At 70.5% G+C, this 13,035-nt stretch carries 9 protein-coding genes and 1 pseudogene; 5 read left to right on the forward strand and 5 right to left on the reverse strand.

Features of this window, described 5'->3' with window-relative positions; all coding sequences use genetic code 11:
• Positions 1 to 262 precede the first annotated feature (262 nt).
• The gene (locus GR130_RS30140; protein WP_159507628.1) at positions 263 to 799 is read left to right on the forward strand and encodes a hypothetical protein; all 537 of its coding nucleotides are present in this window, start codon (positions 263 to 265) and stop codon (positions 797 to 799) included.
• Between the two features lie 292 nt (positions 800 to 1,091).
• Here GR130_RS30140 and GR130_RS30145 read toward each other — a convergent pair whose 3' ends face one another.
• Positions 1,092 to 1,691, reverse strand: a complete 600-nt coding sequence (locus GR130_RS30145; protein WP_159507629.1) for a CGNR zinc finger domain-containing protein — start codon at positions 1,689 to 1,691, stop codon at positions 1,092 to 1,094.
• 282 nt (positions 1,692 to 1,973) lie between these two features.
• Positions 1,974 to 2,126 (reverse strand): hypothetical protein, encoded by a 153-nt coding sequence (locus GR130_RS30150; protein ID WP_159507630.1) that lies wholly within the window; start codon positions 2,124 to 2,126, stop codon positions 1,974 to 1,976.
• Positions 2,127 to 2,687: 561 nt separating this feature from the next.
• Between GR130_RS30150 and GR130_RS30155 the strand changes: the two genes are divergently transcribed.
• A complete protein-coding gene (locus GR130_RS30155) occupies positions 2,688 to 3,899 on the forward strand; it encodes a cytochrome P450 (RefSeq protein ID WP_159507631.1) in 1,212 nt (403 codons plus the stop codon).
• A 295-nt stretch (positions 3,900 to 4,194) separates the two neighbouring features.
• The gene (locus GR130_RS30160; RefSeq protein ID WP_159510315.1) at positions 4,195 to 5,247 is read left to right on the forward strand and encodes a type III polyketide synthase; all 1,053 of its coding nucleotides are present in this window, start codon (positions 4,195 to 4,197) and stop codon (positions 5,245 to 5,247) included.
• Positions 5,248 to 5,536: 289 nt separating this feature from the next.
• Here GR130_RS30160 and GR130_RS30165 read toward each other — a convergent pair whose 3' ends face one another.
• The 3 genes and pseudogenes from GR130_RS30165 to GR130_RS30175 all read right to left on the reverse strand — a co-directional run bounded on the left by GR130_RS30165 (position 5,537) and on the right by GR130_RS30175 (position 11,301).
• Complete coding sequence (locus GR130_RS30165) at positions 5,537 to 6,865, reverse strand: class I SAM-dependent RNA methyltransferase (protein ID WP_159507632.1); 1,329 nt, start codon at positions 6,863 to 6,865, stop codon at positions 5,537 to 5,539.
• 153 nt (positions 6,866 to 7,018) lie between these two features.
• Positions 7,019 to 9,088: an APC family permease gene (locus GR130_RS30170; RefSeq protein WP_159507633.1), complete on the reverse strand. Its 2,070-nt coding sequence runs from the start codon at positions 9,086 to 9,088 to the stop codon at positions 7,019 to 7,021.
• Between the two features lie 209 nt (positions 9,089 to 9,297).
• Positions 9,298 to 11,301, reverse strand: a pseudogene (locus GR130_RS30175) (potassium channel family protein).
• A gap of 330 nt (positions 11,302 to 11,631) precedes the next feature.
• Here GR130_RS30175 and GR130_RS30180 point away from each other — a divergent pair.
• Both GR130_RS30180 and GR130_RS30185 read left to right on the forward strand, forming a co-directional pair.
• Positions 11,632 to 12,300 (forward strand): potassium channel family protein, encoded by a 669-nt coding sequence (locus GR130_RS30180; protein WP_159507634.1) that lies wholly within the window; start codon positions 11,632 to 11,634, stop codon positions 12,298 to 12,300.
• A complete protein-coding gene (locus tag GR130_RS30185; protein ID WP_043266576.1) occupies positions 12,297 to 12,968 on the forward strand; it encodes a potassium channel family protein in 672 nt (223 codons plus the stop codon). The genes GR130_RS30180 and GR130_RS30185 overlap by 4 nt, the downstream gene beginning before the upstream one ends.
• Positions 12,969 to 13,035: the final 67 nt, after the last annotated feature.

Genomic DNA, 13,035 nt, shown 5'->3' on the forward strand with positions numbered 1-13,035 from the left:
CGCACGCCTGTCGGGCGCGGAAGGTGACGGCCCCGCGAGCATGTCGGGTACATCCTCCGGCCGAAGCCGAGCAGTGCTCTCGGGCCGTTCAACGACGCCTTGCTGGCGGGCGGGCGGCCGGGAGTGGAGGGAAAGCAGGGCGCTGGACGGGGAGTTCGAAACGGCCGTGAAGAGGGCGGATGCGGATGCGGTAGCGACCTTACGGGGCTCGACGAAGGTGCCCCTACAGGTGGCTGACGGGGAGTCGGTATTGTGACGCCACGTGGGTGACAGCACGGTGTGGACTCTGGCGATCGCGGCGGTGACCGGCGGTACTGCGGTACTGGCCAGTTGGGTGACGAGCCGGGGCAGTGCGCGGGCCGCCAGGATCCAGGCGGAGACCGCCGCGCAATCGCAGCGTGCGGAGCGGCTTCGTGAGAGCCGGCGTACCGCGTATCTGGATCTCATTGAACAGACCCATCGTATGGGCGAGTTGTACTGGGACATCTCCGCGCAGCTTCGGCTCCCCGCCTCGGACGGCCGTGCCCAGGAGCTCGACAAGCTGCACGACCGGGAGGTCGCCGAGTACGCGAAGATCCGGCGCTGCGCGCGGGTGGTGGAACTGGAGGGGCCGCCCTCGGCCGCCGCTGCGGCACTCGCCCTCCAGAAGGCGACCGGTCCCTTCTACGAGGCGCTCAAGTCCGGCCTGAGCGACGGCATCAACTGCCGCGAGGAGTTCGATGCTGCTTACACCCCGTTCTGGGCTGCTCTGGAGCGGTTCGTGGACGCGGCCCGGGACGCGCATCAGACGACGGACTGAGGGGCCGGCGGAGCAGCCGGGTCACGGCCGAGGTGGGGCGACGGGCGCATTCCGCTTTCCGAATCCGTAGCCGGGCACCGGAGCCGTATCGCGTACGCGTACCCCAAAGGCGACCCTTCTGGAGTGCTTGCTTGCGGTAGGTCCTCTCCAGGTTCTCGGATCTCCAGGTTCTCGGATCTCCAGCTCCCCGATCTCCGGCTGTCCATGCCCGCTGGTCCGGGACACCGATCGGGGCCGCCGATCGGGGCCACCGGACCTACCGCACCCGTGGCCGACGTGTCAGGTCGGCGGCTCAGCCGTTCTGCGCGCGCCGACGTGCACGGTAGGCACGCAGGTTGGCCGCGTTGCCGCAGCTCTTGACGTCGTGCCACACCCCGCTGTTGTTCCGCGAGCGGTCGTAGAACGCCACCCGGCATCGGAGGTTGCGGCAGGTCTTGAGGCGGCGCCGGGTGTCGGCCTGCTGCCCCTCGAAGGCAGCGGCCAGCGCCAGCGAGGCCAGCCGCCGCCACCCGGTTCCCCGCGGCTCCAGCCGGACCAGCCCGCCCTCGCCCAGTTGGAGCGCGGCGGTCGCGGAGTGCAGTACGAGCGCGAGCGCGCCCGGCCCGGATGCCGCCTCCTGCGCCTTGGCCGTGGCTTCCTGGAGGTCGTCGCGGAAGGCCCGCAGCTCCGTCAGCCCGTCGGCGTCCAGCGCGACCCTGGGCACCCGCTGCCCGGTGACCGCCGCCCACTGCGCCGTCGCCTCGTCGACCCATGCCTGAGCCTCAGCGACCTCGGCGAGCAGATCGGGAATCCGCGGGGCGCCCGCACCAACGGTGTTGAGCAGATCCTGTACAAGACCGAGGCCGCCAGGAGCGGGGTCCAGGCCGTACCGGGCGGTCGCTGACCAGGACATCGTGGATCACACCTCCTGTGGGAACCGGCGTACGACTGGGGTACGCCCGTCGGGGGCGGCTCATCTTCGCACAGCCGCCGTCGCCGACGGCCAGGGAAGTGGCCGGGCTCGATCGGACCGCCCAGCCGCGTGCGGAACCGGGGGCGTACAGGGCGAGCGGCCCGCCCTGACGGCACTCGGTCCGCGTCCCTTCTGGCGTCATACGCAACCGCCGCGTCCAGCCCGATCGACGCGCCCTCGGTGGCGATCAGGTCGGCCCCGCCCGCGGCCGGTCGCACGTAATTACGCGGCGACGCCGGCGCCGGACACCCCGACCGGCGAGAAGCACCGTGTCACCGGCGCCACGGCGATCCGGTTCCTCACGGTCAGGTCACCGATGGTGAACGGCCGCCCCGGATGCTGCCCCGCCCGCGGGCCCTCGGTGACTGTCGCCATCGTGCACTCCCCCACTCCACTGGAGCCAGCAGACCAACGACCGATCAACCCATCAATCAATCAATCGACCAGCCGATCGATCGACCGTCCGTCCGTCCGTCCGGCATGACCGTAGCGGTTTTGGCTATGTCTCCAGGGGCCGGGTCTCGCGACGCCTCGACACCGCCCTTCCCTATCGGAAGGAGTCCGCCGCGCTGACCTGCGGCCCGCGCCCGCATGGCACCGCCCGCAGGCACGGCCGCTCCGCAGCCCCGCCCCACATCACCGCCGCTCACAATCACCCAACCGGTCTAATAATTCGGCCGGGTACCCCGTCCCGTAATACACAGGGGAATTACGGGCGCCACGCACCGGACCCGTACCCGCGAATTCTGCAGCGAAGGCGGTGCCGCTTCTCCCTGGCTACGCTATCCGGGATGAAATGGCGCCCTCGCGGCCGAAAAGCGCGCGCATGCGACGCACGGTGAGCATGTGCCGATTGCCGAGGGCAGGTACGTCCTCGACGGTGCACCCGCCGCATCGAGAAAACCCAACCCTCACATCTCACTCCGGGAGTTCAGAATGGCATCAGAATCCGGCTCCACCGTCTGGGACTGCCCATTCGACTACGCCGAGGCCCTTGAGTTCGATCCGACGCTCAAGCGCCTGCTGACCGAGGAACCGGTCGCCCGCATTCGGCTGCCGTACGGCGAGGGCGAAGCATGGCTCGTCACGCGGTACGAGGACGTGCGCACGGTGACGACGGACCGGCGGTTCAGCCGTCACGCCATTATCGGCCGGGACTTCCCCCGCATGACGCCGGAACCGATCGTCCAGGCCGAGGCCATCAATGTGATGGACCCGCCGGCCAGCAGCCGGTTGCGGAGTCTGGTCTCCAAGGCGTTCGCCCCGCGTCAGGTGGAGCGTATGCGGGAGGGGACCCAGCGGGTCGTGGACGAACTGCTGGACCGGATGATCGAGAAGGGTTCTCCGGGTGACCTGATGGAGGATCTGGCGTCGCCACTGCCGTTGACGACGATCTGCGAGGTGCTCGACATCCCTGACGGCGACAGCGCGCAACTGCGTGCGCACGCCCGGACGATGATGAACGTCAGCCTCGACAACAAGGAAAACGCCATCCACGCCAAGGCCGAAATGCGCAAGTATTTCGAGGAGTTGACGGCTCTGCGGCGCCGGGAGCCGGGGGACGACCTGATCAGCGCGTTGGCCACGGCTCGTCACGAGGGCGAGGTCCTCGACGAGAAGGAACTGACCGTGATGGCCATGGTGCTGCTCATCACCGGCCAGGACACCACCACGTACGAAATCGGCAACCTTTCGTACACGCTGCTCACCCGTCCCCGAGAGCTCGCCATGCTGCGCGAGCGGCCGGAGGCGCTTCCGCAGGCGATCGAGGAAATGCTTCGGTTCATCCCGTTCCGCAAGGGAGTTGGCATTCCTCGCGTCGCCCTTGAGGACGTGGAACTGAGCGGGGTGAAGATCCGGGCCGGGGACATCGTGCATGTTTCGTATCTGACGGCGAACCGGGACAGTCGTAAATTCGACCGCGCCGACGAGCTGGATATGGAACGGGAAGGCTCGTCCCATATGACCTTCGGCTGGGGTGCGCATCACTGCCTGGGCGCCCCGCTCGCGCTCACCGAGCTCCAGGTCGCACTCAGCACGCTCCTGAAGCGTTTTCCGGAGCTGAGACTGGCGAAGCCGGCCGAGGAAGTGCGCTGGAACAAGACCTCGATCTGGCGCTATCCACTGGGGTTGCCGGTCATGTGGTAGAGGAAACGGCCACGGTGCCGGCGCCAACAGCAGCATGCGGAACCTACTCCCCTGGCGTACGGTTACTCGTAAAGATGACCCACCTGTAGGGGAGAGTTCTTTCTTCGACGGATGGTCCGCTCGCGTCCCGCCCAGGGTCTTGGACGTCAGGCCGCCGGAACGACCGTGGTGATATGTCCCGCGAAATGCGAGCACATCACCGCTGCGAGTTCCGTCGGTCGACGGAACGGAAACGGTGACGCGAATTCAGAGCAGAAACTGCACTGGCGGACCACATCTGCAAGGAGTGCATCCCATGGCGGTTCTGTGTAAACCGGCGATCGCGGTCCCTGAGTACATCATCACCAGGGAAGACACCCTCGAACTGGCGCGTCAGCTGCACAGCGATCATTCGCAGCTCAACCTGGTGCTCCGGCTGATCGAGCACACTGGCGTGGTCAGACGGCATTTGATCCAGCCGATCGACAAAGTGCTGGAGCACCCGGGATTCGACGCCCGAAGTGCCATCTACGAAGAGGAGTCCAAGGCCCGTGTCCCCGACGTGGCACGGCGGGCGCTCGAGAACGCGGAGCTGGAACCGCAGGACATCGACCTCATCATCTATGTGTCGTGCACCGGGTTCATGATGCCGGCACTGACGGCGTGGCTCATCAACACGATGGGTTTCCGGTCGGACACCCGGCAGATTCCGATCGCCCAACTCGGCTGCGCCGCAGGGGGCGCCGCGATCAACCGGGCACACGACTTCTGCCGGGCGTATCCGGACGCCAATGTGCTGCTCATCGCGTGTGAGTTCTGCTCACTGTGCTACCAGCCCACGGATGTGGGTGTCGGATCGCTGCTGTCCAACGGTCTGTTCGGCGACGCGGTCGCGGCGGCCGTGATGCGGGGCAGCGGCGGCACCGGCGTCCGTCTGGAACGCAACAGCTCGTACCTCATTCCGGACACCGCGGACTGGATTTCCTACGCGGTGCGCTCCACCGGATTCCATTTCCGGCTGGACAAGCGCGTCCCGGGAACGATGGAACCGCTCGCTCCCGCCCTGCGCGCACTCGCGGAAGAGCACCAATGGGACGCGGGCAACCTGGACTTCTATATCGTCCACGCGGGCGGCCCGCGCATTCTCGACGACCTGAGCCACTTCCTCGGCGTGCCTCCCGAGGCGTTCCGTTTCAGCCGGGCGACGCTCACCGAGTACGGCAACATCGCCAGTGCGGTCGTACTCGACGCCCTTGCGCGGATGTTCGACGAGGCGTCGGCCATCGACGGCCAGCGCGGCCTGATGGCGGGCTTCGGCCCCGGCATCACCGCCGAAATGTCCCTGGGCACCTGGACATCGGAGACGTGACCGGATCCCGGGGGAAGAGAGAACCACGACGGCTATCCCTCTTTCCCGACGTGAGAGGCGGGAAAGAGGGGTGGCCGCAGGCCAGTTGCGGGGTGTGACCGCGCTGAGCGGGCCTGCGGACGCTCGGCGCAGCCGCACGGGCGTCACGACCAGCCAGAGCAGCTCCGTTGCCCGGCCCTACCGGCAAGGTCCCCCGTCGTGGCGGGGCCCCACCACCTTGGCGACCTCAGGCTCTTCACCGTGGAGGGGCGGCGGCATTCGAGGGTGGATCCCGGAACGGGCCGGCAGTTCAGGCGCCCTTCGCGGCCTTCTCCAAAATCGCCACGCACTCCACATGATGCGTCATCGGAAAGAGATCGAACGCCCGCATCCGTCGCGGTGAATAGCCCGCCTCGCGGAAGTAGTCGAGGTCGCGGGCGAGGGCGGCCGGGTCGCAGGCCACGTAGGCGATGCGGCGGGGGGTGAGGGAGGCGAGGTGCTGGACGGTCTTCTTGCCGGCGCCGGCGCGGGGCGGGTCGAGGACGATGAGGTCGACGTCGGTGATGCCGGTGCGGGGGAGGATCTGGTCGACCTTGCCGTGTTCGATGCGTACCCGGTCGAGGTCCTGGAGGTTGTGGCGGGCGTCCTCGACGGCGCGCTTGCCGGATTCGATGCCGAGGACCGCGCCCTTGTCGCCGACGCGTTCGGCGAGGGCGCCGGCGAAGAGGCCGACGCCGCAGTAGAGGTCGAGGGCCATGTCGCCCTTCTTGGGCATCAGGCCCTGCATGACGGCCTCGACGAGGAGGTCGGCGGCCTTCGGGTGGACCTGCCAGAAGCCGCCGTTGCCGACGCGCCAGGTGCGGCCGGCGGCGCGTTCGCGGACGAAGGGGCGGCCGTGGACGCGGTGGACGCCGCCGTCCTTCTCGTCGATCCGGAGGACGGAGACCGGCTTGTCGAGTTCGACGATGGGCAGGCGCCCGCCGGGGCGGGGGGTGAGGATGACCTGGCGGTCGTGGGAGCCGGTGGCGGCGATGGCCTCGACGGTGGCGATCTGCGGCCAGCTGCGCTGCTCGATGCCGAGTTCGGAGACGCCGGGGGCGGCGATCATGCAGTGGGTGACCGGCTCGATGTCGTGCGAGCGGTGCTTGCGGAGCCCGGGGCGGCCTTCGGCGTCGACCGCGTACTGGACGCGGGTGCGCCAGGCCGGGACCTCGCCCTTGGCGACCTTGTCCCCGGGTGCGGGCTCGACGGTACCGTCCCAGCCGCTCTCCTCGGGGGTGAGTCCGGCCAGCCGCGCCAGCTGCTCGGTGATCACCGATGCCTTCAGGCGGCGCTGGGCACCGGGCGCGGCGTGCTGCCAGTCGCAGCCGCCGCACCGGCCGGGGCCGGAGAACGGGCAGGGCGCCTCGACGCGGTCCTTGGAGGGGGTGAGGATCTCGACGGCGTCGGTGCGCAGGAAGCGGGCGCCCTCCTCGCCGTCGGTGACGCGGGCGATGACGCGCTCACCGGGCAGTGCGTGCCGTACGAAGAGGACCTGGCCGGCTTCGGTGCGGGCGATGCAGTGACCGCCGTGGGCGACCGGGCCGACCTCGACCTCGTACTCCTCGCCGACCAGCGACTTCTTGGGTTCCGGCTGCATGGCGGACGAGCTCCTGGGGTGGGTGCGGGAGGCGGTACGGCCGGCCTCCGGGCGGAGGCCAGCCGTCAATTCTACGTCCCCTCGCGGGGTGCCCGACTCCGGTGAAGGGGGCCGGGGCGCGCGGCAGCGCCGGGCGGTGCCGCGCGCCCAGGGCTACTTCTCGACCGCGGCCTGTTCCTGCTTCTCCTTCTTCTCCTTCTTCGGCTGGGCGACCGGGCCGCGGCGCACCGTACCCGGGGCGTTCCATTCCGCGCGCTTGCGGGCGCGCTTCTTGGCGGCTTCGGAGGAGTCCAGCTGCCAGGGCACGGAGGTGACCATGACGCCGGGGGTGAAGAGGAGGCGTCCCTTGAGGCGCAGCGCGGACTGGTTGTGGAGCAGGTGCTCGTACCAGTGGCCGACGACGTACTCGGGGATGTAGACGGAGACGGCGTCGCGCGGGCTCTCGCGGCGCAGCCACTTGACGTAGTCGATGATCGGCCGGGTGATCTCGCGGTAGGGGGAGGCGAGGACCTTGAGGGGGACCTCTATGCCGCGCCGCTCCCACTCGTCGCGCAGCACCCGGGTGTCGGCCTGGTCGACGTCGACGCTGACCGCTTCGAGGGTGTCCGAGCACATCAGCTTGGCGTAGTTCAGGGCGCGCAGGGTGGGCTTGTGCACCTTGGAGACGAGGACGAGGGAGTGCACCCGGGAGGGGCGTACGGCGTCGTCGTCCGGGGTGTCCTCGGCGGCGATCTCGTCGGCGACCCGGTCGTAGTGGCGGCGGATGGCGGTCATGGTGACGAAGAAGGCGACCATGCCGAGGAGGGCCACCCAGGCGCCGTGGGTGAACTTGGTGAGCAGGACGACGACCAGGACCAGGCCGGTGAAGAAGGCGCCGAAGGCGTTGATGGCGCGGGAGCGGTACATACGGCGGCGGTTGGCCGGGTCCTTCTCGGCCAGCAGATGGCGGTTCCAGTGACGGACCATGCCGGTCTGGCTGAGGGTGAAGGAGACGAAGACGCCGACGATGTAGAGCTGGATGAGGCGGGTGGAGTCCGCGCCGTAGAGGTAGACGAGAACGGTGGCGGCGCCGGCGAGCAGGACGATGCCGTTGGAGAAGGCCAGCCGGTCGCCGCGGGTGTGCAACTGACGGGGCAGGTAGCGGTCCTGGGCGAGGATCGAGCCGAGCAGCGGGAAGCCGTTGTAGGCGGTGTTGGCGGCCAGGAAGAGGACCAGCGCGGTGGCCGCGGCGAGGACGACGAAGAGGAAGCTGCCCTTGCCGAAGACCGCCTCGGCCACCTGCGAGATGACCGGGTTCTGGGTGTAACCGGAGCCGATCGGCCTGCCGTTGCGGAGCAGGTCGGTGGCGGGGTTCTCGGCCATCCTGACGTGGGTGGTCATGGCCAGCGCGATGATGCCGCAGAACATGGTGACGGCCAGCCCGCCCATGAGGGCGAGGGTGGTCGCGGCGTTCTTGGACTTCGGCTTGCGGAAGGCGGGCACGCCGTTGGAGATCGCCTCGACGCCGGTGAGCGCGGCGCAGCCGGAGGAGAAGGCGCGCAGCAGCAGGAAGATCAGCGCGAAGCCGGCCAGGCCGCCCTGTTCGGGGTGGATGGTGTAGCCGGCGGTGGGGGCGCGCATGGTGTCGCCCAGTACCAGGCCGCGGACCGCGCCCCAGGCGATCATGATGAAGACGCCGGCGACGAAGACGTAGGTGGGGATGGCGAAGAGCTTGCCGGACTCCCTGACGCCGCGGAGGTTCATCAGCGTCAGCAGCACGATGATCACGATCGCGCTGAGGGTCTTGTGCTCGACGACGAAGGGGACGGCGGAGCCGAGGTTCTCCACACCGGAGGAGATGGAGACCGCGACGGTCAGGACGTAGTCGACCAGGAGCGCGCTGGCGACGGTCAGGCCGGCCTTGGGGCCGAGGTTGGTGGTGGCGACCTCGTAGTCGCCGCCGCCGCTCGGGTAGGCGTGCACGTTCTGCCGGTACGACGCGACGACGGTGAACATCAGCACCACGACCGCGACGGCGATCCAGGGGCTGAAGCTGTACGCGGACACTCCGGCGACGGACAGGACGAGCAGCACCTCGCCCGGCGCGTAGGCGACGGAGGAGAGCGGGTCGGAGGCGAAGACGGGGAGTGCGATGCGCTTGGGGAGAAGGGTCTCCGCCAGCCTGTCGCTGCGCAGTGCGCGCCCGATCAAGATCCGTTTGGGCACGTCGGTCAGTTTGGACACCCGAAGAATGCTAAGGGTTCGTCAAGGTTCTCGCCCAGCCGTCACCGGATCGGGTAAAGGGGCAGGGTGGCTTTCGCTGCACAGCCTTGCCGGGCTTCGCGATGAATGCGAAATATCCGCACGACATCTACACATTGCATGCATGAGGCCGCCGTCGTTGCGGGGAAACCGCCCCGGCCGCCCCGTGGGTCGCGGTTCGCGGGCCTGCCCTACTCCCCCGCGGCGCCCGCCGACCGCGGGTGCCGGGACAGCAGATCGCCCAACCCCTCCCGGGTCGCGGCCAGCAGCACCCGGTCCTGGGGGCGCAGCACGTAGCCGTCGCACAGCTCGTGCGCCAGGAGCGCCGGCGCACATTCGGCACCCGGCTGGGGCGCACCGGCCGCCGCGTCCGGCTCCGGGTCGTCGGGCGCGGAGGTGTCGACGGCCAGCACCCGCAGCCGCCCCGGCCGCAGCACCTCGCCGGCCGTGCGGCCCTCCAGGGCCGCACGGCCGCGCACCCCGACGCGGGCGACCAGTAGCACCCGCCGCTCCACGGGGATGGCACCCAGGATCTGCCGGCCCATCATCGCCCCGGCGAAGGCGGGTGCGGCGAGGAACGAGACGCTGCGCATGGGGCCTCCCCTGCTCGAACGCAGTTGAGAGTTCGGGGAAGGGTCCGCGCCCGGGGTGGGCGGCGCGCGGGGTGCGGTAGACGGCGTACGCGAACCCGTCGTCGAAGAGGCGCAGGGTGACCCGCAGCCGGGGGTTGACCGACCGGGCGTAGAGGGCGGCCTCCAGATTGGTCGTGTCCTCACTCGTCAGCGCCAGCAGGGTGCGGGCCCGGTCGGCCAACGCGGCCTCCAGGACGCCTTCCTGCGTGACGTCACCCAATACGGTGGGTACGCGCAGCCGGCGTGCGAGGGCGATGCCGCGCGCCTCCGGGTCGGCCTCGACGCACACCACCGGGATGCCCATCTCGTGCAGCCGGGCCGGCACCCGGGTACCGATCTTGCCGAGCCCCAGCAGCACCACGTGTCCGGACAGCCCGCGCGGCGGGCGGCGCAGCGCGGAGGCGCTGCGGAAGGTGCCCAGCCCCTCGAACGCCGCCGCCACCAGCACCGGGAGCAGCAGGCCGACCAGCCCGGACAGCAGTTGGAGGATCTTGCGCGGCGGCGGCTGGTCGACCGCCGGCTCGTTGATGGCGAAGAGGTCCAGCAGCGTCCGGTAGGCGGCATGCAGCGGTGGTACGTGGGACGTCAGGGATGCGGCGACGGCCAGCGCCAGCACCGCGCCGACGATGCCGGCCAGCGACCAGCGCAGCCGCCGGGAGAACAGCGAGGCGAGCGGCGCGCCCCGGCCACGCAGCCCGCGCGGACGCAGCGTCCGGCCCCGGTAGGCGACGGTCTCCAGGACCACGGTGCCGCGGTCCCCGGCCGCCGCGGCGGTGGCGTCGTCCGGCAGCAGGTCGGGCCCCTCGTCCCCGTCCGCCGCCGCCCCTTCGGCCGGGTCGCCGGCGGACGGGGACAGAACCGCAAGGGTGCACAGGCCCGGCGCGGCGGCCCGGCCGGGCGGCGCCGGCGCGCGCTCCACGGCGCGCAGCATCAGCCCGTCGGCCTCGATGACCTTGCTGGTCCCGGCGACCGCGGTGGCCACCAGCGCGGGCGCGACGGTGTCCGCGTCGGACAGCACGGTCGTGGAGGCGCCGGCCCGGGGCGGTTCCTCGCCGTCCGCGCCGCGGCTGGCGGCGACCGCCGCCGCCTGGTCGAGCAACTCCTCCGGATGCTGGCCGAGTTCGCGGTTGTAGAGCCGGATGACCAGCCGCAGCCGGGGGTGAGGCGGCGGGCGCGCAGGGCGGCGTGGATGTTGAGCTCGTCGTCATGGACCAGCGCCGGCGCGCCCGCCTCCGCGATACCCGCCTCGGCCGGCACCGCATCGTCGGCCTGGGCCGCCTCCAGGATCCGTATCGGCTCGGGCGGCGGCTCCGTGTCGGCGCGGGGCGCCGCGGGCGGCGGTACGGATGCTGCGGCCGCGGCGCCCGGTCCGGTGCGGGCCACCGCCGCCGACACCCGGCCCAGCAGAGCGGTGGCCCGGCCGAGGCCGCGGGCCGGCGGCGGAACACGGGGGCGGAGCGGCTCCCGGGCGGACGGGACGACGAGCGTCACACGTTCGCGGTAGACGTCCCGGAGTTCGGCTGCGAGCCGGCGCGCGAGCGCGTCATCGCCGCAGACCACCATGTGCGGTGCGGGAGAGCCCAGTTGGGGCTGCTGTGGCAGGTGGGGCACGCCTCGTAGCGTGCCCCACGGACACGGCGGCGCGCAGCCGGGCGCGCGATCCGGCGGCCGTGCGCGGCCGACCCGCATCGGACCGGTGGCCACCGCGCCCCCTACAGGACGCGGCATTGCGGCTACGGTTGTACCAGGCCACGGTGCCGCCGGCGCTGCCGTGCGACGCACCGGGCCGCTGTGGCGAGCAGTGGCTTCGTGTCGCCGGTACTCGGAGAAGAAAGTAGTGAGCAGGGTGTTTGTGCAGGTCAGCGCGCTAGTCCAGGGCACGGGGTAATCAGCATGCACATCGTCATCATGGGGTGCGGGCGGGTCGGCTCGGCGCTCGCGCAGACCCTGGAAAGCCAGGGGCACACGATCGCCGTGATCGACCAGGACCCGACCGCGTTCCGTCGCCTCGGCTCCGCCTTCGGCGGTCGCCGGGTGACCGGTGTCGGCTTCGACCAGGACACCCTGAGGGAGGCCGGTATCGAGGAGGCGGGTGCCTTCGCGGCCGTCTCCAGCGGTGACAACTCCAACATCATCGCGGCCCGGGTGGCCCGCGAGATGTTCGGCGTCGAGAACGTCGCGGCCCGGATCTACGACCCGCGCCGCGCCGAGGTCTACCAGCGCCTCGGCATCCCCACCGTCGCCACCGTCCGCTGGACCGCGGACCAGATGCTGCGCCGGCTGCTGCCCTCGGGCGCCGAGCCGCTGTGGCGCGACCCCAGCGGAGGCGTCCAGCTCGCCGAGGTGCACACCGCCACCTCCTGGGTCGGCCACAAGATCAGCAAGCTCCAGGACGAGACCGGTGTCCGCGTCGCCTTCCTCACCCGATTGGGTGAAGCGATGCTGCCGACCTCGCAGACGGTGCTGCAGGAAGGCGATCTGGTGCACGTGATGATGCGCAGCGACGAGGTCGAGAAGGTCGAGGCGGCATTCGCCCAGGGTCCTGAGGAGGCGCACGCATGAGGGTCGCCATTGCGGGTGCCGGCGCGGTCGGCCGCTCCATCGCCGGTGAACTGCTGGAGAACGGCCACGAGATCCTGCTCATCGACAAGGCGCCGACGGCCATCTCCGTCGAGCGGGTGCCGCTGGCGGAGTGGCTGCTCGCCGACGCCTGCGAGATCACCTCGCTCGACGAGGCAGCGCTGCAGCGCTGCAACGTCGTCATCGCGGCGACCGGCGACGACAAGGTGAACCTCGTCGTCTCGCTGCTCGCCAAGACCGAGTACGGCGTGCCGCGGGTGGTCGCCCGGGTCAACAACCCGAAGAACGAGTGGCTGTTCAACGAAGCCTGGGGCGTCGACGTCGCGGTCTCCACCCCGCGGCTGATGTCGGCCCTGGTCGAGGAGGCGGTCAGCGTCGGCGATCTCGTACGGCTGCTGCGCTTCAGCCACGGCGACGCCAACCTCGTCGAGCTGACGCTGCCCCCGGAGGCGGCGCTGGCCGGCACCCGGGTCGGCGATGTGGACTGGCCCGAGGACACCTCCCTGGTGACGATCATCCGCGGTACGCGGGTGCTCACGCCCAACAAGGAGGACGCGCTGGAGGCCGGCGACGAGCTGCTGTTCGTGGCGGCCCAGTCGCGCGAGGAGCAGCTGGAGGACCTGCTGTCGGTGCGGCGCGACGACAGCTGACCGACGGACGAACGCCGGGGCCCGGGAACCATGTTGGTTCCCGGGCCCCGGCGTTGTGCGACGCGGT

Source organism: Streptomyces sp. GS7, from assembly GCF_009834125.1.
In the GTDB taxonomy this organism is placed as follows: Bacteria; Actinomycetota; Actinomycetes; order Streptomycetales; family Streptomycetaceae; genus Streptomyces.

Bases quoted from the DNA above. Each gene is read 5' to 3' on its own strand.
- GR130_RS30145 (WP_159507629.1), bottom strand. From the start codon at position 1,691: ATGTCCTGGTCAGCGACCGCCCGGTACGGCCTGGACCCCGCTCCTGGC.
- GR130_RS30150 (WP_159507630.1), bottom strand. From the start codon at position 2,126: ATGGCGACAGTCACCGAGGGCCCGCGGGCGGGGCAGCATCCGGGGCGG.
- GR130_RS30155 (WP_159507631.1), top strand. From the start codon at position 2,688: ATGGCATCAGAATCCGGCTCCACCGTCTGGGACTGCCCATTCGACTAC.
- GR130_RS30160 (WP_159510315.1), top strand. From the start codon at position 4,195: ATGGCGGTTCTGTGTAAACCGGCGATCGCGGTCCCTGAGTACATCATC.
- GR130_RS30165 (WP_159507632.1), bottom strand. From the start codon at position 6,865: ATGCAGCCGGAACCCAAGAAGTCGCTGGTCGGCGAGGAGTACGAGGTC.
- GR130_RS30180 (WP_159507634.1), top strand. From the start codon at position 11,632: ATGCACATCGTCATCATGGGGTGCGGGCGGGTCGGCTCGGCGCTCGCG.
- GR130_RS30185 (WP_043266576.1), top strand. From the start codon at position 12,297: ATGAGGGTCGCCATTGCGGGTGCCGGCGCGGTCGGCCGCTCCATCGCC.